Annotated in this window: 18 protein-coding genes; 12 read left to right on the forward strand and 6 right to left on the reverse strand. The window is 42.7% G+C overall.

Annotated features, from left to right (window positions below; all coding sequences use genetic code 11):
- Positions 1–10: 10 nt before the first annotated feature.
- Positions 11–874 (forward strand): ferritin-like domain-containing protein, encoded by an 864-nt coding sequence (locus tag KXD93_RS05160; protein WP_258135824.1) that lies wholly within the window; start codon positions 11–13, stop codon positions 872–874.
- 62 nt (positions 875–936) lie between these two features.
- Here KXD93_RS05160 and KXD93_RS05165 read toward each other — a convergent pair whose 3' ends face one another.
- Together KXD93_RS05165 and KXD93_RS05170 are read right to left on the reverse strand one after the other, a co-directional pair.
- Positions 937–1,404, reverse strand: coding sequence for a thioredoxin family protein (locus KXD93_RS05165; protein WP_258135826.1), 468 nt, complete (start codon positions 1,402–1,404; stop codon positions 937–939).
- 81 nt (positions 1,405–1,485) lie between these two features.
- Positions 1,486–3,360 (reverse strand): DUF6600 domain-containing protein, encoded by a 1,875-nt coding sequence (locus KXD93_RS05170; RefSeq protein ID WP_258135827.1) that lies wholly within the window; start codon positions 3,358–3,360, stop codon positions 1,486–1,488.
- A 190-nt stretch (positions 3,361–3,550) separates the two neighbouring features.
- On the opposite strand from KXD93_RS05170, the gene KXD93_RS05175 reads away from it, so the two are divergent.
- The 8 genes from KXD93_RS05175 to KXD93_RS05210 all read left to right on the forward strand — a co-directional run bounded on the left by KXD93_RS05175 (position 3,551) and on the right by KXD93_RS05210 (position 13,301).
- On the forward strand, positions 3,551–4,507 hold the full coding sequence (locus tag KXD93_RS05175) for an isopenicillin N synthase family dioxygenase (RefSeq protein ID WP_258135828.1): 957 nt from the start codon (positions 3,551–3,553) through the stop codon (positions 4,505–4,507).
- 157 nt (positions 4,508–4,664) lie between these two features.
- A complete protein-coding gene (gene cysS / locus KXD93_RS05180) occupies positions 4,665–6,128 on the forward strand; it encodes a cysteine--tRNA ligase (protein WP_258135830.1) in 1,464 nt (487 codons plus the stop codon).
- Between the two features lie 125 nt (positions 6,129–6,253).
- On the forward strand, positions 6,254–7,123 hold the full coding sequence (locus KXD93_RS05185; protein WP_258135831.1) for a Cif family virulence factor: 870 nt from the start codon (positions 6,254–6,256) through the stop codon (positions 7,121–7,123).
- A gap of 190 nt (positions 7,124–7,313) precedes the next feature.
- Positions 7,314–7,508, forward strand: coding sequence for a hypothetical protein (locus KXD93_RS05190; protein ID WP_258135833.1), 195 nt, complete (start codon positions 7,314–7,316; stop codon positions 7,506–7,508).
- Between the two features lie 346 nt (positions 7,509–7,854).
- Positions 7,855–10,911: a glycosyltransferase family 117 protein gene (locus KXD93_RS05195; protein ID WP_258135835.1), complete on the forward strand. Its 3,057-nt coding sequence runs from the start codon at positions 7,855–7,857 to the stop codon at positions 10,909–10,911.
- 71 nt (positions 10,912–10,982) lie between these two features.
- Positions 10,983–11,504, forward strand: coding sequence for a hypothetical protein (locus KXD93_RS05200; RefSeq protein WP_258135837.1), 522 nt, complete (start codon positions 10,983–10,985; stop codon positions 11,502–11,504).
- A 150-nt stretch (positions 11,505–11,654) separates the two neighbouring features.
- Positions 11,655–12,707, forward strand: a complete 1,053-nt coding sequence (locus KXD93_RS05205) for a type III polyketide synthase (RefSeq protein ID WP_258135839.1) — start codon at positions 11,655–11,657, stop codon at positions 12,705–12,707.
- A 102-nt stretch (positions 12,708–12,809) separates the two neighbouring features.
- Positions 12,810–13,301 (forward strand): isoprenylcysteine carboxyl methyltransferase family protein, encoded by a 492-nt coding sequence (locus tag KXD93_RS05210; RefSeq protein WP_258135840.1) that lies wholly within the window; start codon positions 12,810–12,812, stop codon positions 13,299–13,301.
- A gap of 611 nt (positions 13,302–13,912) precedes the next feature.
- Here KXD93_RS05210 and KXD93_RS05215 read toward each other — a convergent pair.
- Positions 13,913–14,647, reverse strand: a complete 735-nt coding sequence (locus tag KXD93_RS05215; protein ID WP_258135841.1) for a hypothetical protein — start codon at positions 14,645–14,647, stop codon at positions 13,913–13,915.
- A 76-nt stretch (positions 14,648–14,723) separates the two neighbouring features.
- A complete protein-coding gene (locus KXD93_RS05220) occupies positions 14,724–16,130 on the reverse strand; it encodes an alpha-L-fucosidase (RefSeq protein ID WP_258135842.1) in 1,407 nt (468 codons plus the stop codon).
- Positions 16,131–16,371: 241 nt separating this feature from the next.
- On the opposite strand from KXD93_RS05220, the gene KXD93_RS05225 reads away from it, so the two are divergent.
- From KXD93_RS05225 to KXD93_RS05235, 3 genes are all read left to right on the forward strand, one after another.
- A complete protein-coding gene (locus KXD93_RS05225) occupies positions 16,372–17,682 on the forward strand; it encodes an aspartate kinase (protein WP_258135843.1) in 1,311 nt (436 codons plus the stop codon).
- Positions 17,683–17,781: 99 nt separating this feature from the next.
- Positions 17,782–18,996, forward strand: a complete 1,215-nt coding sequence (gene lysA / locus KXD93_RS05230) for a diaminopimelate decarboxylase (RefSeq protein WP_258135844.1) — start codon at positions 17,782–17,784, stop codon at positions 18,994–18,996.
- An 11-nt stretch (positions 18,997–19,007) separates the two neighbouring features.
- The gene (locus tag KXD93_RS05235) at positions 19,008–19,724 is read left to right on the forward strand and encodes an SDR family NAD(P)-dependent oxidoreductase (protein WP_258135845.1); all 717 of its coding nucleotides are present in this window, start codon (positions 19,008–19,010) and stop codon (positions 19,722–19,724) included.
- A 75-nt stretch (positions 19,725–19,799) separates the two neighbouring features.
- Here the strand turns inward: KXD93_RS05235 and KXD93_RS05240 are convergent, their stop codons facing one another.
- Both KXD93_RS05240 and KXD93_RS05245 read right to left on the reverse strand, forming a co-directional pair.
- A complete protein-coding gene (locus KXD93_RS05240; RefSeq protein ID WP_258135846.1) occupies positions 19,800–20,567 on the reverse strand; it encodes a hypothetical protein in 768 nt (255 codons plus the stop codon).
- A gap of 55 nt (positions 20,568–20,622) precedes the next feature.
- Complete coding sequence (locus tag KXD93_RS05245) at positions 20,623–21,279, reverse strand: HAD family hydrolase (protein ID WP_373417345.1); 657 nt, start codon at positions 21,277–21,279, stop codon at positions 20,623–20,625.
- Positions 21,280–21,682 lie beyond the last annotated feature (403 nt).

Raw genomic sequence — 21,682 nt, forward strand, 5'->3', positions numbered from 1 at the left:
TAAAAACATCATGAATTTATTTAACATTATTGACGAAATAGAAAAAGTAGATCCTGAAGTTTACGGCAGATTAAGTGATCGTCGTAACGTGATCAAAAATATTACCAGCTTTGGTACAAAGGTAGCTGCTGCTGCTTTACCCTTCGCAGTAGGTAGCATGTTTCAAAAAGCATATGGACAAACTGCTGCAAAGCCTACCGTGCTTGAGATCTTAAACTATGCGCTTACTTTAGAGTACCTTGAATCTTATTTTTACAACCAGGGTTCGGCTAAAGGTACTGCGCTAATACCAGCCGCTGCCGCTACCAATTATTTTAACCAGGTTACTAAGGACGAAAATAACCACGTGGCTTTTTTAACCACGGTTATCAAATCATTAAATGGTACTCCTGCCACAGTGCCGACATTCGATTTAACTGCCGGTAACGGATCAGGCAACGGGCCGTTTAAGGATGTGTTGACAAACTATCAGACATTTTTAGCCGTAGCCCAGGCTTTTGAAGATACGGGAGTTCGCGCTTACAAGGGCCAGGCACAGTACCTTACAGGTGAAAGTAATAGGGTGGTTTTAACAGCCGCGTTGTCAATTCATGCTGTTGAGGCACGTCATGCTTCGGCTATTCGCCAAATCCGTGGTTTAACCCCGTGGATCACCAGTACCACCGCTTTAGGCAACGATACAGGTATTCCGCAGGTTAACGGGAATTACGACGGGGAACAAAACGTAATCCAGGGCGGAGTGGACGTTACCAAACTTAAAAGTGCAAGTGGCAGCACAACGTCCGTTGCAACGGCTACGGCTGCATTTGACGAGCCATTAAGCATGGACCAGGTTTATAAACTATTGCTGGGGAGCTTTATTGTTCAGAAATAAGTTAGAAGTTTTGTAAATATTGTTTGGTTTTCAAGACCTGTTGTTTTAGTGCAGCAGGTCTTTTATTTTTTCAGGGCCTGCTGGCCGAATTTTATCAAATCAGAAGCCCCGATATAACCTACCGAACCTAACACAGGTTTGCCCTTTGGGTCGAAAATGATGAGGGTGGGGTAGGCAGTTAACTGCCATTGCCGGGCAAGCTGAGGCCCCTGGCCTTTTTCCATATCGATGGAAACATTTACGAAGGTTTTATTGTAAAATTCGGCCGCTTTGCTATCAGCAAATGTTCGGGCTTTAAGCATTTTGCAGGGGCCGCACCATGTAGCATAGGCATCAACAAAAATATATTTGTTTTGCAACCTGCCTTGTTTCAATGCCTCGTCAAACGAGTCTTCAATAAAAACAATATGCGATGGTGCACTCACCGCGACTGGCGTGGCGGAATGTTTTACACCAGTTAAGGTTAAGCCGGTGAATAGTAATACCTGCACAAAATATTTGTAAAAGCGGGAAGTAAGGACGTGGTTCATATGAAATGTTAAAATATAAAAATAGCACCTATAAACCGAAAAATGGTTATAAGTGCTATTTAATTTATGGGAGTTTATTAATTACTGATCCTTGCGGGGCTCTTGCTGCGGTGGCTGCTTTTTTTGTTGCTGTTGTTTTTGCTGCTGCTGACGTTGTTGAGCTTGCTGCTGCGCCTGTTGTTGCTGACGTTGTTGAGCTTGCTGCTGTGCCTGTTGTTGCTGACGTTGTTGAGCTTGCTGCTGCGCCTGCTGTTGCTGACGTTGTTGAGCTTGCTGCTGTGCCTGCTGTTGTTGAGCTTGCTGCTGTGCCTGCTGTTGCTGACGTTGTTGAGCTTGCTGCTGAGCTTGTTGTTGCTGACGTTGCTGAGCTTGTTGTTGCTTCTGCTGGGCTTGCTGCTGAGCTTGTTGTTGCTTCTGCTGGGCTTGTTGTTGTAATTGTTGTTGCTTCTGTTGAACGTCACGCTGCGGCTGTTGTTGAGCTTGCTGTTGTTTCTGCTGTGCTTGCTGCTGCAACTGTTGTTTATCTTGTTCCGCCTGTTGCTGGCGTTTCTGAACATCCTGCTGGCCCTGTTGTTGCTTCTGCTGTGCTTGCTGCTGCAATTTTTGTTTATTTTGTTGTGCCTGTTGCTGGCGTTTCTGAACGTCCAGCTGCCCTTGTTGTTGGGTTTGTTGTTGCTTCTGCTGTGCCTGCTGCTGCAATTGTTGTTTATTTTGTTGCGCCTGTTGCTGACGTTTTTGCACGTCCTGCTGTCCCTGTTGTTGCTTCTGCTGTGCTTGCTGCTGCAATTGTTGTTTATTTTGCTTTAATTGCTGCTGCGCCTGCTGTTCTTTCTGCTGAACCTGTTGTTGCCCCGGCTGATTTGGCAGTTGTTTACTAACACGACCAGGTTGTTGCGCTTTGTTATCTGGCTGGCCAGGTGCTTGCTTGTTATCTGGTCTTCCAGCCCTGTTGGCCGGTTGCCCCGGGTTAACTTTATTTACGGGCTGTTGCTGTTGGTTGCCTGGTTGTACAGGGTTAGGCCTGTTTGCCACAGGATTTACGCGCACAATCTTGTTATCAGGTTTAGGCGCTCTTGCAACCTGCGCCAGTTTTTGGGCATTGGTATGGTTAAACGCAGGTGAGCCGCCAGTGCCTCTGCGCGCAATTGCCTGGTTAGGGTTTTGTTTTCTATAGGCATTGCCATCAATTACACGGGCGGGGCGTGCGTCAGGTGCCTTATTAACAGCCGGCCTGTAAAAATTCACGGTATTATTTTGTACTCTTGTGGTACCCGGTCTGCTGTCGTTATTTATTTTGTAAACCTGTACATTTCGACGGGTTACCCTTTGAATCTCGTCCCTGCGGGGGCCTGTTACATATGTTGTGTTATTGTAAACATAGGTATTATTAATAACCGTGGTATTGCGTATTATGGTAACAGCCCTGGTAGGCGGAGCATAGTAATTATAAATATTGGGCCTGTTTATATAAGCCTGCGGTGCGCAAACCCAATAATTGTCAGGTACACGATATCCGCCGCCAATTGAAATACTTATACTTATGCCGGGTAATAGCGGAGCCCATCCGTAATAACCACCACCATGGCGCCAGCTAACCCATGCCGGTGCCCATTCATGTCCCGGGATCCATTCCCAACCGTAGTAATCATCATAACGCCAGCGGCCGTAGTGAAATGTGGCCCATCCCCAACGATAGTCTGATACCCATGTATTTCCGTATTCGGTTACCACCCAGTGCCCTCGTGTGGCATAAGGCCTGAAGCCTTCCTCGGCGTTTGGAATCCAAACGTTACCGTATTGCGGGTCGCTTACCCAGGTACCATCAGGCTCCAGGTCGTCGTAAAATTGCTGGTCCGAAATATATTCGCCTTCCTGAGCCTTGCTGTGAATTGGGGCTGCTGATAACAGCAGAATAGCTAATAGCGCCGTCCCCCATATTTTATTTATTGCTTTCATAAGTTTTTATCTTAAAACAAGTTCTTTTAACGTTTCCCAAAATAATATTTGAGCAGATGTATAATTGGTCAGACTGCGGGGAACGCAAAAGGTTATGTGTGTATCTCGATTTTATTAAATCTATTTTTACACATTATTTTACAACTATTTTTTTATTAAATAGTTTTACAAAATAATTAAACACAAAAAGATGGTAAATATTCCAAGGCTTGATTTGAACTTATATATTAATGGAGATAGTGGGCAGCGTAAACAGTTTTCGGATGATATTGGCAAGGCATTTAACCAAACAGGCTTTGTAACGATAACCAATCATGGGTTGGATAAGGCATTGATCGATAAACTTTATGATGATGTTAAGGCGCTTTTTGCCTTACCGGATGACATAAAATCAAAATATGAAATACCGGGACTTGCCGGCCAGCGGGGATACACCGGTAAGGAAAAGGAAACAGCAAAGGGCTTTACAGCGCCGGATTTAAAGGAGTTTTGGCAGATAGGCCAAACTGTAACCGACGACGCAGACCTTAAGGCCGAATATCCTGATAATTTAATAGTTGATGAATTGCCGTCGTTTAACGATACCACCTTTGAGGTATACAAAAAACTGGAATGGGTAGGGCAGCATTTATTACGGGCAATCTCGGTTTACTTAAACCTGCCTGAAAATTATTTTGATGACAAGGTGCACAATGGTAACTCTATCCTGCGTACGCTGCATTATTTCCCTATAACAGACCCGGATGCGTTGCCTGATGACGCGGTGCGTGCCGGTGCCCATGAGGATATTAACCTGATCACACTTTTAATAGGCGCCAGCGCCGATGGACTTGAGTTGCTTACCCGCGACAACAAGTGGTTCCCGGTGAAAGCATATGGCGAGGACCTGGTGGTTAACGTGGGCGATATGCTGCAGCGCTTAACCAATAACAAATTAAAATCTACTACACACCGCGTAGTAAATCCGCCACGCGAGCTGATGAAAAACTCACGTTATTCTGTTCCGTTCTTCCTGCATCCAAAGGCAGGTATGGACCTAACCAGTCTGCCGCAGTGTATCGACCAGGATCACCCTAAACAATACGAAGATATCACTGCCGGCGAATACCTTGACGAAAGGCTGCGGGAAATTGGGCTGAAAAAGTAGGTTTGTAGAGATCAGAGATTAGTTAATTAGAGATTAGTGTCTTGTTTAACAAACGAGAATCCCAACCTCTAACTAATTAATCTCTAACTACAATTAACTGATCGTCATTTTTTAACTAACCTCTAATCACTAGTCTCCAATTACTATATTTGCGCCCATGGAACAAAATTTATTTGTTTACAACACTTTAACACGCAAAAAAGAGAAGTTTGAACCCCTGAATCCGCCGCACGTGGGGATGTATGTTTGCGGGCCTACCGTTTATAGTGACGCCCATTTGGGCAATAGCCGTACTTATATTTCCTTCGACCTTATATTTCGTTACCTTATTCATTTGGGTTATAAAGTGCGTTATGTGCGCAACATCACCGACGCCGGTCACCTGGAAGGCGATGCGGGTGATGAAGGAGAAGACAAGATTTCTAAAAAAGCAAAATTAGCGCAGTTGGAGCCGATGGAAATTGTACAAAAGTACACTGTAGGCTTTCACGAAGTAATGCAGCAGTTTAACGTTCTGCCGCCAAGCATTGAGCCAACCGCAACCGGCCATATTAGTGAGCAGATAGAATTGGTGAAAACTATTTTAAAAGCAGGTTTTGCCTATGAGGTTGATGGTACAATATACTTTGACGTTGAAAAATATAATAACACCCAGGATTATGGGATTTTAAACGGCCGCAACCTGGAAGACCTGTTAAATAACACCCGTACACTTGGTGGTCAGGATGAAAAGCATGGCAAGCTCGATTTTGCTTTGTGGATAAAGGCCAAACCTGAGCACCTGATGAAATGGCCGTCGCCGTGGGGAGTTGGCTTTCCGGGCTGGCATTTAGAGTGCTCGGCAATGAGTAATAAATATTTGGGCGAGCAATTTGATATCCACGGAGGTGGTATTGACCTGGCACCAACCCATCATACCAACGAGATTGCGCAAAATGTGGCAGCGTGCGGTAAAAATCCGGCTAATTACTGGATCCATACCAACATGCTTACGGTAAACGGGCAAAAAATGTCGAAATCGTTAGGAAATAGCTTTTTGCCACATGAACTTTTTTCAGGCGATAACTCTATATTAAAAAAGGGCTATAGCCCGATGACGGTTCGGTTTTTTATGCTGCAGGCCAATTATCGCAGCACGCTCGATTTCGGTAACGATGCCATGGATGCGTCTGAGAAAGGGTTCAAGCGCCTGATGAATGCGTTCGGCCTCCTTGACGGATTAAAGGCATCAGGCACAACAGATGTGGAAATACAGCCGTTGATTGACCGTTGCTACGATGCAATGAACGATGATTTTAATAGCCCTGTTTTGATAGCTGAACTATTTGAAGCATCTCGCATAATCAATTCAGTGCAGGACGGCAAACTTAAAATTGATGAAGCTAACCTGCAACTTTTAAAAACAATGATGAACACATTTGTGTTGGACATTCTGGGTTTAAAAAATGAACAGGCTGCAAATGATGACCTGCCGAAAATATTGAACCTTGTTGTTGCGTTAAGGAACGAAGCTAAGGAAAATCACGACTACGCGACGTCAGATAAAATAAGAAATGGCCTTCAGAAAATAGGCTTTCAGTTAAATGACAGTAAGGAAGGTACTAGCTGGAGTAAAATTTAATTAACTATATTACGTTACATGTTCATCAGACGGTGAAAAATAATCAAACCGTTTTTTAGATTTGACCTAATAGTAATGCCTGATAAATTATTATTAATTTGCCCTCATATTATCTATAAAAAATAATGAAAAGAATATTGTTAGCCGCATTTATATTAATCGGTATAAGTAAAATATCGTTTGCACAAACGGGTCCAGCCGACGTTAACAAAGTAATAGACGCCGAAAAGGATTTTAACAAGCTGGTTGAAAGAAAAGGTATCAAAAACGCTTTTTTAGCTGTAGCTGATCCTGAAGGAATTGTGTTTAAGCCGGATGCCGTAAATATTACTGAGTTCTACAATAACATTGACAAGCAGTCTGGTACGCTGAAGTGGACACCTGATTTTGCAAGGATCTCGGCTAACGGCGATCTTGCCTTTACCGCCGGACCTTATATTTACCAAAACGGTAAAACTGAGGACGACAAGGTATTTGGTGATTATGTATCGTTATGGCGCGTGGATGGTGAAGGTAAGTTTAAGTTGCTGGTTGACCTTGGCATTCAACATCCTGAACCGGATAAGGATGCCTTAACAGATTTCAGAAGCCCCGATTCTTTAAAAAGGATAGCACCAAGTAAGGACCCATTCGGCGGTAAAAAGATCATCCTGGCAACCGACGAGTTATTTAATCACTCATTAACAATCTCAACCGTGGGTACTTATAAGGAGTTTTTGAGTTTAGAGGGACATTATTATTTCCCGGGTTTTGAGCCGATGACAGGACAGGATAAGGTAATGAAGTTTATTGATAACGAGGCAATCGCAATCAGTGCTGTAACCGTTAACGGAGGCCGGTCTACCAGTAACGATCTTGCTTACACTTATGGTAAGGCCCGTATTCAAAAAGGCAGCATAGTTAGTAATTATAACTATGTACGGATCTGGGAGTTGGATAAGAACCATAAATGGAACGTCTTGCTGGAGGCTTTTTCAGCAATAGAAAATGAATAATTTAAGATACTGCAAATTTTAAACATAAAAGCCGGCTTATAGCCGGCTTTTATGTTTAAACGGATTCTGCGCTTTGTTGTCTTTCTTTGTAACATTCCTGAAACAATGTTAATAAAATGCCTTTTGTTGAAAAGCTTTTACAACTGTTAGGTAACCCCGTTCGTAAAAGGGCTAATTAAATAATTTGGTTATGGCCGATTTAAATAAATTTCAGCGATCAAAGGAAAGAATTAACGAGATTCTTAATTATTTAATCAACACCGGTAATAGCGATCACGTTAATAGCCAATACGTAAGGACCCTCCAGCAATCAATTCGTGTAATTGATGAAAAAATGGAGGAGTTTAAAAATTCACAGATGCTGCAGGAGCGAAAAAGCGCTTAATTGATAGCATCAAGCGCCATACTCCCAACAAGTTTATCCTTCCGATAACTTTCACAGTATACAAAACCATCAATTTCGACGAAACTCATTCAGTTATCTTTATAATCCTGGTATGTCGATGCCTATAACTTACCTTCAACCGGGGGGAGGTGATTTTAAATGTGGCAATCAAATGTTAAATGGCCGCCGCGTTTTGTTAAAGTATGTTAACAGGTGTTAAATTTCAATAAGGTGTAATAAAATACTCTGAAATTGGTGTTGCGGTTCATGAAAAGTTATTCAATGGCTCAAGTTTTTAGTTCATTCAACTTAGTCTAACTCTATCAACCTATCTAACTCAACATAAATGACAAAACTTTACACATCATCTCCCATGCAGTACAAAAAAATCAATAACCTGTTAGGTTGGCTTTGCTTCGCGATAGCATCAACCACCTATATCCTAACCCTTGAACCATCTGTAAGCTTTTGGGATTGCGGCGAATTTATTTCGTGCGCCTACCGCCTGCAAGTATCGCATCAGCCGGGCTATCCCTTATTCGCCATGCTGGGGAAGGCATTTTCGCTGTTATCGTTCGGCAATAACGCAAAGGTTCCGTATTTCACCAACCTGATGTCGGCAATAGCCAGCGGCGCCACTATTATGTTTTTATTCTGGACGATAACGGCGCTGGCTAAAAAGCTAATGCTTAAAACCGGTGAGGAAACAGACGGACAACGCCTCAACCTTATTATGGCGGCCGGTTTGGTAGGTGCATTGGCATTCACCTATACCGATACGTTTTGGTTTTCAGCAGTAGAGACCATTGTATTTGCACTGTCGTCGCTATGCACTGCGATTGTGTTTTGGGCGATATTAAAATGGGATGCCCATGCGGATGAAGCGGGTGCCGATAAATGGATAGTGCTGATAGCTTATATGATAGGTCTTTCGATAGGCATCCACCTGCTGAATTTATTGACCATCCCGGCAGTTGCTATGGTTTATTACTTCCGCAGGTATAACAATATCAATATAAAAAGCGGTGTGATTGCATTTTTAATAAGTATAGTAATCCTAGGATTGGTTCAGTTTGGCATTCGTGGTTACACCATATTTTTCGCCGCCAAGGCCGATTTCTTTTTTGTGAACACATTGGGAATGGGTTTTGGAAGCGGAGCGGCAGTTTTCTTTTTACTGCTGATAGGCGCAATTGCCACGGGGATCTGGTACAGTGTTCGTAAAGGCAAGCCAATGCTCAACCTGGCGCTTTTATGTGTCGCCTTTATTTATTTTGGCTACAGCTCATTTGTTTATATTCCTATCCGTGCATCGGCCAATACCGATCTGAACAATTCGCACCCGGATAACGCATTTACGCTTTATAGTTATTTGAACAGGATCCAGTACGGCGAGACACCATTGCTTACCGGGCCTTATTTTGATGCGAAGGTAGTTGACGAAAAGGAAGGCGGCACCGTTTATCAAAAAGGAAAAACCAAGTATGAAGACGCGGGTAAAAAACTGGATTATGTGTACGACCATACTACCTTTTTACCAAGGATGTGGAGTACAGAATCGGACCCTTATTACGCACAGAATGCCCGTTTTTATAAGCAATGGCTGGGCATTGCCGACGGACAAGCGCCAACCTTTGCAGATAATATGAAATGGATGTTCAGCTGGCAGATCTACCAGATGTATGCACGTTATTTTTTATGGAATTTTGTTGGCCGTTATAACGAAGTTGATGGGCAGCAAAGCACCGCGGATGTTAACGGCAACTGGACAAGCGGCATCCTGGATGGTAGCAAACATCTGCCCAAATCAATAACCCAGGGCACTAATTACACCCCGCTTTATGCCTTACCGTTTATATTGGGTTTGCTGGGTGCAGTTTATCATTTTAAGCGCAAAAAAAGGGATGCCTTAATAATTGCCCTGCTTTTCTTTTTTACCGGGATAGCCATTGTGCTCTATGTAAATCAAGATTCGGTGCAGCCGCGGGAAAGGGATTATTCATACGTTGGGTCGTTTTATGCATTTGCTATCTGGATAGGTTTGGGTGTAATTGCCCTAACCGAGATTGCCAGGAAAAAGGTAAGCTTGCGGATTGCAACCATAGGGCCGTTTGCGGTATGTATGCTTGCCGTGCCGGTATTGCTGGCGTTTAAGGAATGGAGAGGGCATGACCGGTCAACTAAAATGACTCCGCATGATATGGCATACAATTTTTTAATCTCGTGCCCCAAAGATGCGATTTTGTTTACCTATGGCGATAATGATACCTATTCCCTTTGGTACGACCAGGAGGTTGAAGGCATCAGGCCCGATGTGCGTATTGTTTGTTTGAGTTTATTCAGCGGCGACTGGTATATCCACCAGATGCAAAAGAAAATGAACCAGTCGGCGCCATTGCCTATAACAATGACTTATGATAAATATAAGACCGGTACGCGCGATGTGGTTTATTTTAACGATGCCAAAATCCCGGGTTCGGTTGATGTTAAAGAGATCTTTGATTTTATAACATCCGACGATAGCCGCACCAAGGTACAGTTTCAAAACGGCGACGTAATGAACTACCTGCCCACCAAAAACTTTAAGCTAAGCGTTAACCGGGACGAGGTTGTAAAAAATGGCGTAGTAACTCCCGAACAAAAGGGCAGGGTTGCCGATAAGATGGAATGGAAATACAGCTCAAATTATATAACAAAGGATAACCTTGCTATGCTTGATATCCTGGCCCATAACGATTGGAAGCGCCCAATTTGCTTCACTTCAACCATGGGGCCTGAGAATATGTTTGGCTTACAGCCGTGGTTATATAAGGAAGGTTTTGTTTATCACCTTATCCCTTTTAAAACCGATACAGCAGCCGATGCAAACCATGTTTCAAAAACCAACAGCCTGGTGATGTATAACAATGTGGTTAATAAGTTTAAGTTCGGTAATTATAAAAAGGCGAAGTACCTTGATAATGTATCGTCGCAACAGTACTACCTTGCCATGGAACTGACCTTTAACGACCTGGCACAGGGACTTATAAGAGATGGCCGCACCGACCTGGCATTAAATACCGTTCATAAATTTGATAAGGAAATGCCTGATATTAACCCGGATATTGATACCGCCGCCCACAAATTCTTCCTGGCGGAAACCGCCTACAGCCTTGGCGACAAGGAGTTGGGTACGCGTTACGTTAAGAGCGTGGATAATTTTATTACTGATCAGCTTGATTACAATTACCATTTATTGCAGGATAATAAGGATGGCATTGATCAGCGCACGGTACAGCTTGGTGTTCAACTATTAAATGGCATGGCCGACACCGCTAAAACTAATGAGCAATTGGAACTAAGTAAACGGCTAAAGGCCCAGCAAATGGATTATGAAAATAAGTTTGCCGTTTTAATGAGGTAATTAAATACGCAATAAAAATAAACTTACAAAGCGTCAAAAACTTTGTAAGTTTATGTACTTATAAACCCATCATGAAGAAGCTGTTGCTGTTTTGCGTATTTTTTCACTATGCTTTTTTAGTGACGGCTCAAACCGGAGAGGGGAGAATTAATGCTGATATAGGCGCTGGCTATGCTGTACCCACCGAGGGCTTTGGAGTTAAACCAGGCGTTACTTTTGTTGCTGAACCACACTACTTCCTGTCGAATAATTTTTCAATAGGGATTAGGTTTGAGGGGGCTTTACTTGGCTACCAGGCACAATATAACGACGAACTATTTTCATTTTTTGGGTCGTCCTGCGCGACCGGCGAATACCATTTCGGCAACGGAAGGTTCCGGCCATTTTTAGGTGCCGGCGGGGGCCTATATACGCGACACTACATATTTGAAGATAATAATTACGATGATGACCAGCTTTATGTGTCGGGGTATGGCACCCTAAAACTTGGGTTTTTCGGCAGGGCCGGCTTTGAAGCGGGCCATATCAGGATAGCTGCCACCTACAACACAATTGCTGCCAACTTTAGCTATGCGGCATTTACCGTGGCCTAGTTATCGGCGAATAAATAGCAGGCTTTTACGAGTTAATATGACTTGTTTTTCTATCTTTAATAAATAACTTTTCTTTTACATTAAACTATTTTTTTGCAAATAAAGCAACTGGCATGTAAATGGATACGTACTTATATAAAATAAACATTTATGCCCTTTATAGCAGCAGTAGCAAAAGTAGACCTCCCATATAAAACCGATCAAAACGAAGTTAAACAACAGGCACTTGAGATGTTTTCGAAGAATTTCCCGGAAGCGAACCGATTGATATTTGCTTTTGACAATACCGAAATTAAGTTCCGTAACTTTTGCAAACCGCTCACTTATTACTCCAAACCGAATACTTTCGAGGAGAGAAATAACGAATACATCCAAATTGCGTTAGATTATTCAGTGCAGGCAGTGGAGGAATGCATCGCCAAAACTGGTATCGACAAAAATGATATTACCGATATCCTCTTTGTATCAACAACAGGGCTCGCCACACCCAGCCTGGACGGCATGATCATTAATAAAATGCGGCTTAATCCGCATGTAAACCGTTCTCCGCTGTGGGGGCTTGGTTGTGGCGGCGGCGTATCAGGCATGGCAAAGGCCAATACCGTTGCGAAGGCCAATCCTGATGCAGTTGTATTACTGGTGGCAGTTGAACTTTGCTCATTGACACTCATAAAAAGTGACTACAGCAAAAGTAATTTCATTGGTTCCAGCTTATTTTCTGATGGTATTGCCGCCGTTATCATTAAGGGCGATAATCACAGCAATAATGATAATATCAACTATGTAGCTTCATCCAGTAAATTGTATTATGATTCGCTGGAGGTGATGGGCTGGGATTTCCAGGATACAGGGTTCAAAGTGTTGTTCTCTAAGGATATTCCAACATTTATCAATGAGCATATCAAAAACGACATCGATGAGTTTTTAGCAAAGCACGGTCTCCAAATGAGTGATATCAAGAACTTTATTTTTCATCCCGGCGGCAAAAAGGTGCTCGACGCTTACCAGGAGGCATTGGGTGTTGAAGGAGATTTCCTGAAAACCACGCGCGATGTGATGAACAATTACGGCAACATGTCGAGTGCAACGGTTTTGTACGTGTTAGAGAAATTTATGCGGGAGGGATTTGAAGAGGGATATGGTTTGATGTTATCAATGGGCCCCGGTTTTTCAAGTGAGATGGTTTTATTAAAGGTAAGTTGATTGAGTTAATTAGGTTGGATTAAGTTGATTAGGTTTTTATCCAACCCGAAGAAGATACTAACTTAATCAACCATTCACTTAATCCAACTTAATCAACTAATAATGTACTTCACCATATTTATATCCTTCCTGATCATTCAACGGCTTTCTGAGTTGTTTATAGCGAAGCGGAACGAAAAATGGCTGCTTTCGCAGGGAGCTGTTCAATACGGGCAAAGCCACTACCCGTTCATGATAGCTATGCATACCTTGTTTATAGTTTCTATAATAACAGAATACATGTTGCGGGGCGGAACGCCGATAAGCTGGGCCTTTCTCGTAATATTTCTGGCTGTGTTACTTTTTAAATTTTGGGCATTATCATCATTGGGCAAATACTGGAATACGAAGATCTACCGTATTCCCGGTGTGTACCCGGTAAAGCGGGGACCCTACAAATTTTTAAGGCATCCCAATTACATGGAGGTAGTGTGCGAGATCGCCTTTATCCCGATGGTTTTTCACTTGTATTACACCGCTATAATTTTTACCATTTTAAATGCGGTGATGCTTTCAGTTAGGATAACTGTGGAGAATAAGGTGTGGGCGCAGTAGCCTATTTGCTATTGTAAATTTTAAAGGGAACCAAGTATTGGACGCTATCTTTAGGTGGGTTAATAGTTAATAGCTCGCCGTCCTTATTTAGTACTTTAGGTCCGAACCTAAATTTCGAAGAGTCATATTTAAGGAAGATCGTATCGCCTTTTTGTGAATATTTTCCAGTTACCCATTCGTTATACCCAAAAACTCCCGAGGCGTTAAATTCGAAGGTTTTATCTGCCTTGAAATTAAGCACAGTTTGACTTTGAGTGCCCTTTCGATAAGCTGATAAAATGGTTTTGCCTTCAAACAGTTTCGAAGCAGGTATTAAAAAACTTAAAAGTAGTGTTAAGCTATAGATTATTGAAGGCAGGAACATTTTTAAAGTTAGCTGCCTTCTGTTTTTTATGACACGTATGGTGCTGGTGATAATTGAAATTGCTATTACCAGGAAGAGTATAATGAAGAAAAGCGAGGAAAGAATATAATTAATCCCCCCGGAGTATACATCTATAAGGTGGCTGAAAACTATACCAAAGAAAAACAAGCCGCAAATAACGTAGACAGTATTAATTCGCCACCTATTTGACTGTTGATTTATTCCCATAAAATATTACCGGAATCCTTTACTCCATATTATAAGTTTTCTTCAAATAGGCTATCAGCGTGGTGCTGTATTCCAGATGGTTTTTCAGAATACTATTGTAGTTGGTCACCATTACCGACATCATCCAGCACTGGTTGTAAAAGCTGTTGATCTTTTCTTTGTCGGTGGTAACCAGCACTTCCGTGGCACCGGGATGTAACCTCATTTTAGCGTAGGCATTAAAATTAAAAATGAGGTTAGCAGCGTCAACAGCCTTTGTTATTCCCTGCGACAAAAATGTTTGTTGTAAACTTACTATGTCCAGTTTTGATTCATACCGCGCAATGCTATCCACCGCGCCGCCCTTCCTGATCAGCCTGTAGCCGCCTGCGTTTCGCAATTGTATCAGGGTGATGTCTTCACTTTTAAAAGGGTTTAGGCCAAAAAGGTAATGGGTACTGTATTTATACAACGAGTCCTGGACCTTTAAGTCGGAAAGCTTTTCCCTTGAAATATTCTTGAGGGTATCCAGCCCCCTCAACTGCTCATTTCCCTGGGAGATAATAAATTTTATGTTTGCTGTATCAACCTTCAAATCCTTTATCATCCCTTCAATATACTCTTTTTCCTTCGAGCTATCTGTGCTATGCTCGCGGATACTCTCCGCGATAAAACCCATCGTCACCGCTAAAAATATCATCAAAAACTCGAGGAAATATTCCTTAAGATGTTTATTCTTTTCGTGCGGTACCTTAGGATGATGGTGAACTTCCATTGGTTTAATTAGTGAATTGCTGATTTAGTGAATTGGTGATTTTTATTTACTGCCAACTGCTACTGCCCACTTAATCTCATCGTTGCTCGTCGTATACCCCGAACTCCGCTATTGATGGCTGGTGGTCCGACTTATCTATCCAAATCCTTACTTTACTTCCATAAACCGTATTAAAACGGTGGATCTTCACACGTTTGCCGTTCTCGCCATTGAATAACGGTTTCCACTGACTGTTTTCATAATACTCTAAGCGATAGTTGGTAATGTTGGCCTTCTCTTCGGCGATGCTGATGGCGTTAAAAGCTTTGTCGCGGTCGAAATCAATTTCGTACCATGGTTTGGCAACAGTAGGGTTGGAGATCCATGAGGTGGTAAAATCATCATCATTTGCCTGGTCCATAATATTGCTATCGTCGCTCCAGCTGGCGCTTGCTGGTTGTTTTTTGGCGATGTTGGATGAAATTATAGGCGCATCCAATTCCGGTAGCTTTTTCTCAGGGCCCTCATTGTGCCATAATTTACCGATCTCTTTTAAGCCGGCTAAAGCATTGTCGTCAAATAAGCCATCGCGGTTTGGCGCAACGTTCAGGATGAAATTAACGTCCTCGTTGTTTAATGGGTTGATAGTTTCGTTCACCATTTTTGCGGCATCCTTTACCGGCTCATTAGGGAATGTAGTTTTCCAGAACCATGCCTTCTGAATAGGTAAACAAGCTAATGCAGGCATGTGATTACCGTCCTTTGATACCCGCTGACCAGCACCCATCTCATAAGTTTTTATATCAGTATAATAAAGGCCCTCTGCCGGGTATTTGGCGCCGTTAAGGTCCATTATCACGCAGTTAGGCTGCAGTGACTTTACCAGCTTATAAATATCTTCAAAAGGAATATCATCATAAGTAATACGCGACCATGGCGCATCCCAACCATCAATGATAAGTGCAGAGATCTCGCCATAATTGCTCAGCAATTCGGTTATCTGTGCCTTAACCATCTCAATATGCTTCTTGGTGATCATATTTGGGCGTAAGCGGTGGTGCGTATCAAGTATCGAATAATACAACATCACCTTCAGGCCATTCTTGCGGAACGCATCGACAAACTCCCTCACGACATCCTTTTTTAGCGGGCTATTCATCACGTTATAGTCAGTGGTCTTGGTATCCCAGATGCAAAAACCACTGTGGTGTTTGGTAGTTAAACAGCCGTAGCTCATGTTGGCTGATTTTGCAGCTTTAGCCCATTGATCACAGTTTAACTTTGTTGGGTTAAATATAGCCGGCGATGCGTCCGGGTCGGGCCAATCCTGGTCCATATAGGTAGGAATGTTAAAGTGAATAAACATCCCAAAACGCAAGTCAACAAATTGCTGTTGAAGCTGAGCTAGTGGCAAGGGTTTGGAAGTGGTATTTTGAGCTTTAACGATATTAAAGGAGCACATTAAGGCAACAAGAAGGGTATATAGGTACAGTTTTTTGTTCATGTCTCAAATCTATAAAATTTAAGAAAGGATTTCAACCGGAAAACAAAATGGAGGCCTTAATCGCTGAAAAATTACAAATTGTGCAATCGGCAGGATAATCTTCGGTGATACGGTTTACCAATCAACTCTTTCCGAATTTTATTTCGCTTATCTTTAGCTATAAGCAGTTTAAAACCCTATTTTTAGCGCCGCAAATTTGATGCGTAAAAAGCAGCGATTTTGTGGTTAAAAAGGAACAAAAATGAAGGTTTTAAAATTTGGCGGAACATCTGTAGGGAGTCCTGAAAGGATGAAGAAGCTGCTGGATATCATCAATCCGACCGAGAGGCAGATCGTGGTGTTGTCGGCAGTATCCGGCACAACAAATAGTTTGGTTGAGATAGGGCAGGCCTACCTGGAAAATGACAAGAGCAAAGCTGCGGGGCTTATCAGCGCTTTAAAGGATAAGTACGAAGTTTTTATAAAGGAACTATTTGCAAAACCTGAATACCTGGCGCAAGGAAAGGAAGTGATAGATTATCATTTCGCTTTACTTAGCGGACTTGCTAATGATCTTTTTACCTCCATCGAGCAAAAAATAATACTGGCGCAGGGCGAATTACTGTCGACCACCTTATATCATGTTTATTTGAAAGAGATAGGCGTACCATCGGTATTATTGCCGGCGCTTGATTTTATGAAGACCGACGAAGACAGCGAACCGATAGTTGATTACATCACTTCACACCTTACGCCTTTGTTGGATAAGCACCCTGATAATAAATTGTTCATTACCCAGGGTTATATTTGCCGTAATACTTTTGGTGAAATAGATAACCTGCGCCGTGGCGGCAGCGATTATACAGCTTCACTAATAGGAGCGGGCATTCGCAGCGAAGAGGTACAGATTTGGACCGATATTGACGGCATGCACAATAACGATCCCCGGATTGTAAAGGGTACAAAGCCAATTGCCGAACTTTCATTTGATGAAGCTGCCGAGCTTGCTTATTTCGGCGCCAAGATCCTGCATCCGCAAAGCGTTTTCCCGGCACAAAAATATAAGATCCCGGTGAGATTGTTGAATACCATGGAGCCGGCTGCTAAGGGCACCCTGATCTCTGATGCCAGCCAAAAGGACGGCATCAAATCTATAGCGGCCAAAGATGATATTACTGCTATTAAAATTCAATCGAGCAGGATGTTGTTAGCACATGGTTTTTTACGCCGTGTTTTCGAGGTCTTTGAGCGATACAAAACGTCGATAGATATGATCACTACATCTGAAGTTGCGGTATCATTAACTATAGATGACACTACTTATTTGGATGATATTACTAAAGAACTGCTGGCATTTGGTTCGGTAGATATCGATAAAAACCAGACCATCATTTGCGTAGTGGGCGATTTTGGCGCAGAGAAGCACGGCTACGCTGCCCGTGTGCTGGAGGCAGTAAAGCACATTCCCATCCGGATGATCTCGTATGGCGGAAGTGACCATAACATGTCGCTGCTGATAAAAACAGGCGACAAAGTAGAAATATTAAGAAGTTTACATAATAGGCTGTTTTAGCCTCACCCTACCCTCTCCAAAGGAGAGGGTTCTAAAAAAGAGCGAAGCTGAAGTCCTCTCCTTGGGAGAGGATTTAGGTGAGGCAAAAAAGATAAGAAAATGTTCAATACAAATACCATAACCCGTTTCCAAAGTTTAGAAACCCCGTTTTATTACTACCACCTTGATGTGCTGCGCCAAACACTGGAGGCTTGTCGCACAGCATCATCAAAATATGGCTTTCATGTGCATTATGCCATGAAGGCGAACTTTAATCCCCGGGTGCTGGACCTGATCAAGGAATACGGATTTGGTGCCGATTGTGTAAGCGGCAACGAGGTAAAAGCTGCCATTGAACATGGCTTCGGCAAGGAAAATATAGTTTTTGCAGGCGTAGGCAAATCAGACAAGGAAATAAACCTCGCACTTGATGCGGATATCTTTTGCTTTAATGCGGAATCGGTACAGGAACTGGAAGTGATCAATGAACTGGCTAAAGCTAAAAACAAGATCGCTAAAATGGCTATCCGCATAAATCCTAATGTTGATGCCCATACACATCATTTCATAACAACCGGGCTCGACGAAAATAAATTTGGCATCAACACCTGGCAGTTGAGTGATGTAGCTGAAACCTTGCGTAAATGTACCAGCCTTGAGTTTTTAGGGATTCACTTTCACATCGGCTCACAGATAACCGACATGGAGGTTTATAAAAATCTTTGTACCCGTATCAACGAAATCCAGGATTGGTTCGAAGATCGTGGCTTTACCATAAAAGTGTTGAACACCGGCGGCGGCCTTGGGATCGACTACCAAAACCCGGATACCAATACCGTGGCTGATTTTGAAAGTTATTTTAAAGTATTCAAACAGTTTTTAAATGTAAAACCCGGGCAGGAAGTTCATTTTGAACTGGGCCGAGCCCTGGTGGGTCAAAGTGCTTCGTTAATCTCCAGGGTGCTTTACGTTAAAAACGGGCAGAAAAAGAATTTCCTTGTATTAGATGCCGGCATGACCGAGTTGATCCGCCCGATGCTTTACCAGGCTTATCATTTGATTGAGAACGTTAGTCAGTCTGGAGTTATAAGTCCAGAGTCTGAAGTCGAAAAAGAAGCGACTCAAGACTCAGAACTCAATACTCAGGACTTCATAAAATATGACGTCGTTGGTCCCATTTGCGAAAGCACTGACTGTTTTCAAAAAGATGTGGAACTGCCGGAGTCTTTCCGCGGCGACCTGATCGCTATCCGCACTGCCGGGGCTTACGGCGAGGTAATGGCATCCGGTTATAATCTACGCGATAGGGTAGGTAGTATTTACTCCGAAGATTAATTACAACAGGCATGAAAAAGGCAATCGTAGTTGGCGCATCATCAGGCATTGGCTATCAGCTTGCTGTTTTATTGGCTGCAAATGGCTATAAGGTTGGTATAACCGGTCGCCGCGACCAATTGTTGCTCAATCTTCAGAAAACCAACCCGGAGCAATTCGTTGTTTCTGTTTTTGATGTGACTGATATTGCAGATGCACCGCTGAAATTAAAGGAATTAACTGATGAGCTTGGCGGTTTAGACCTGCTGGTGCTTAGTTCCGGCACAGGTAAGATCAACCCAACACTTGATACCTCAATTGAACAGGGTATAAATGCCTTAAATGTTTCAGGATTTACAGCGGTGGCAAATTGGAGCTATAACTTTTTTCAGAAACAAGGCTTCGGGCATTTTGCAGCGATCACCTCTATTGCCGGCATTCGTGGCAGCAGGCAGGCACCTGCTTATTTCGCTTCAAAGGCCTTTCAAATAAATTATTTGGAGGGATTAAGGCAAAAGGCCAAACAAACCAAACTGCCGATTTACATCACCGACCTGCGCCCCGGCTTTGTAGATACAGATATGGCAGCCGGCGAAAACCTGTTCTGGGTAGCCCCGGTCGAAAAAGCTGCTCGGCAGATCATTAGCGCTATTGACAACAAACGCGATGTAGCCTATATCACCAAACGCTGGCGGATTATTGCTTTCCTGTTTTGGATTCTACCGAAAGCAATTCATAAAAGGTTGTAGTGAGAGTAACTTAAACAACCCCAAGCAACTAACCTCTAACCTCTGATCTCTAGTCTCTAACCAATAGTCTCTAACTCAGAACTTATATCCAAACCTCAAAAATACCGCGCTTCCCACTTCAAATGTGCCGAAGAAGTCCTTGAATGTTATAAAGTAGCTTGCCTTTGGATAAATGTGGTGGAGGAATTTTGAGCTGGAATTGTTGGCGTTGTGATAGGTGTCATCCAATTGGTCGTGGCCAACTGTTGTTCCTAAAAATCCACGGATGCCGTGCTGGAATGTATTATCGTTGCGGTTATGGAAGATCACCTCCGTGGTAAGGCCGATGGAAAAGAGGTCGGTTCTCGGATCTACATAATAGCCGCCCTGTTTGTCGATTGATTTCCGGAAATCTGCATAGCCGCCAAACTCATGGCTGTAAGCCATTTCCATACCTATAAACCGGAAATCTACATTTCCGTTGGTTACAAAGGCATTAGCCGAAAACCGGCCGCCCACGGCGCCAAAAAATTTGTCGCTGAAATAGTTGGGCTGTGTTTTATCGTTCGATCCGTTCTGGTAATCGCCAAAAACGGCAAAGCCACCATAGGCAATATTGAAATTATTGAAAACATGACCGCGGCTTAAATTTAACTGGCCGCTTATCAACACATCGTTAAGATTGGTGTTGGTATATCCGCCAAGCCCCGCAGAAACGTACGTTAACGATTTTGCCGTATCAAACGAAGTCGGTTTTGGCTGATAAGCGATATCCTGGTGGTAAAGCGCCGGTGTATAAACATGCGAACATGATGCAAATACCAGGGCGCTTAAAAATAAAACTGAAAGGTATTTAAGTTTCATAAGCAGGCTGAATTGATCAACATACAACGTTTTTATTTCCGAAATAGTTTTTTGCCTATTTAGTGATCAATCCTTTAACTGTGTCATTCTCAAAATCTGTAGCAAAGCATACAATGTTTTGCAGGTAATCAAATTCTGCCGGTTCGTGAGTTGTGGTGATAACTACAGCCTGCATTCCCGCGTTTGCTGCCGCTTCAGCGCCTTTGGGTACATCCTCAAATACAGTGCAATCGGTAGGCTCAACATTCAACAGTGCAGCTGCCTTTAAATAAGTTTCGGGATGTGGCTTGCTTAAAACAACATCATCAGCGCTTACTATTATCTTGAAGTAATGACGGATGTTAAGATTATCCAATACAAAATCAATATTAAACGGAATGGCTGCCGAGCCTATCGCCATTGGGATGCCATGCTGGTACGCGCCTTCTAAAAATTCATTTAATCCGGGTAATAGCTTTAGATGCGGGAAAAACTCAACCTGGTATTTCTTTTCCTTTTCAAGCGAAAGGTGCACCATTTCGTCCATTGTAAAACGATCCGGCCCGAACATCCTCACCAATACTTCCGGATTTTTGCCATACATCTGCGGTTTTACCTCCTCCCATGTAAAGTTACCGCCAAGTTCATCATTTAAAAGGGTTTGCCATGCTTTGGTATGATAGGCCATGTCGTCTATCATGGTGCCGTTAAGGTCGAAAATAAAAGCTTTCATCAATATAAATTAGTTGATCTCCTGCTTAAATACAGTCATCACTTTTTCGGCAAAAATAGTATTAAATAAAGTTTCGGGGTGAGAAAACTTAAACACATTTTTCAACGTATTTAAATATATAAGCCTGTAGCAGAGTAAGTATTATCGCCGTATTAATATAAGTGACACAGATAGTCGTTACGACTTTATGCACAAGAAGTGGCTAAATAATTAAGGATTGCGCGATGGGGCGATAAGTGCGATTAATTAGTGTTTAGCAAAGCCCGTTTAGCGAAAGCTAAAGGGCTTTTTTGTTGGGGGTAAAGTCCGGAAGACCGAAAGTCAGTAAAGTCCAAAAGTTAAGACTATTAAAGTATTATATAATGGCCTTATTCTAGCTATTAGGCTATTCTTCTTGCTCTTT

The organism is Mucilaginibacter phenanthrenivorans (assembly GCF_024721155.1).
GTDB lineage: Bacteria > Bacteroidota > Bacteroidia > Sphingobacteriales > Sphingobacteriaceae > Mucilaginibacter > Mucilaginibacter phenanthrenivorans.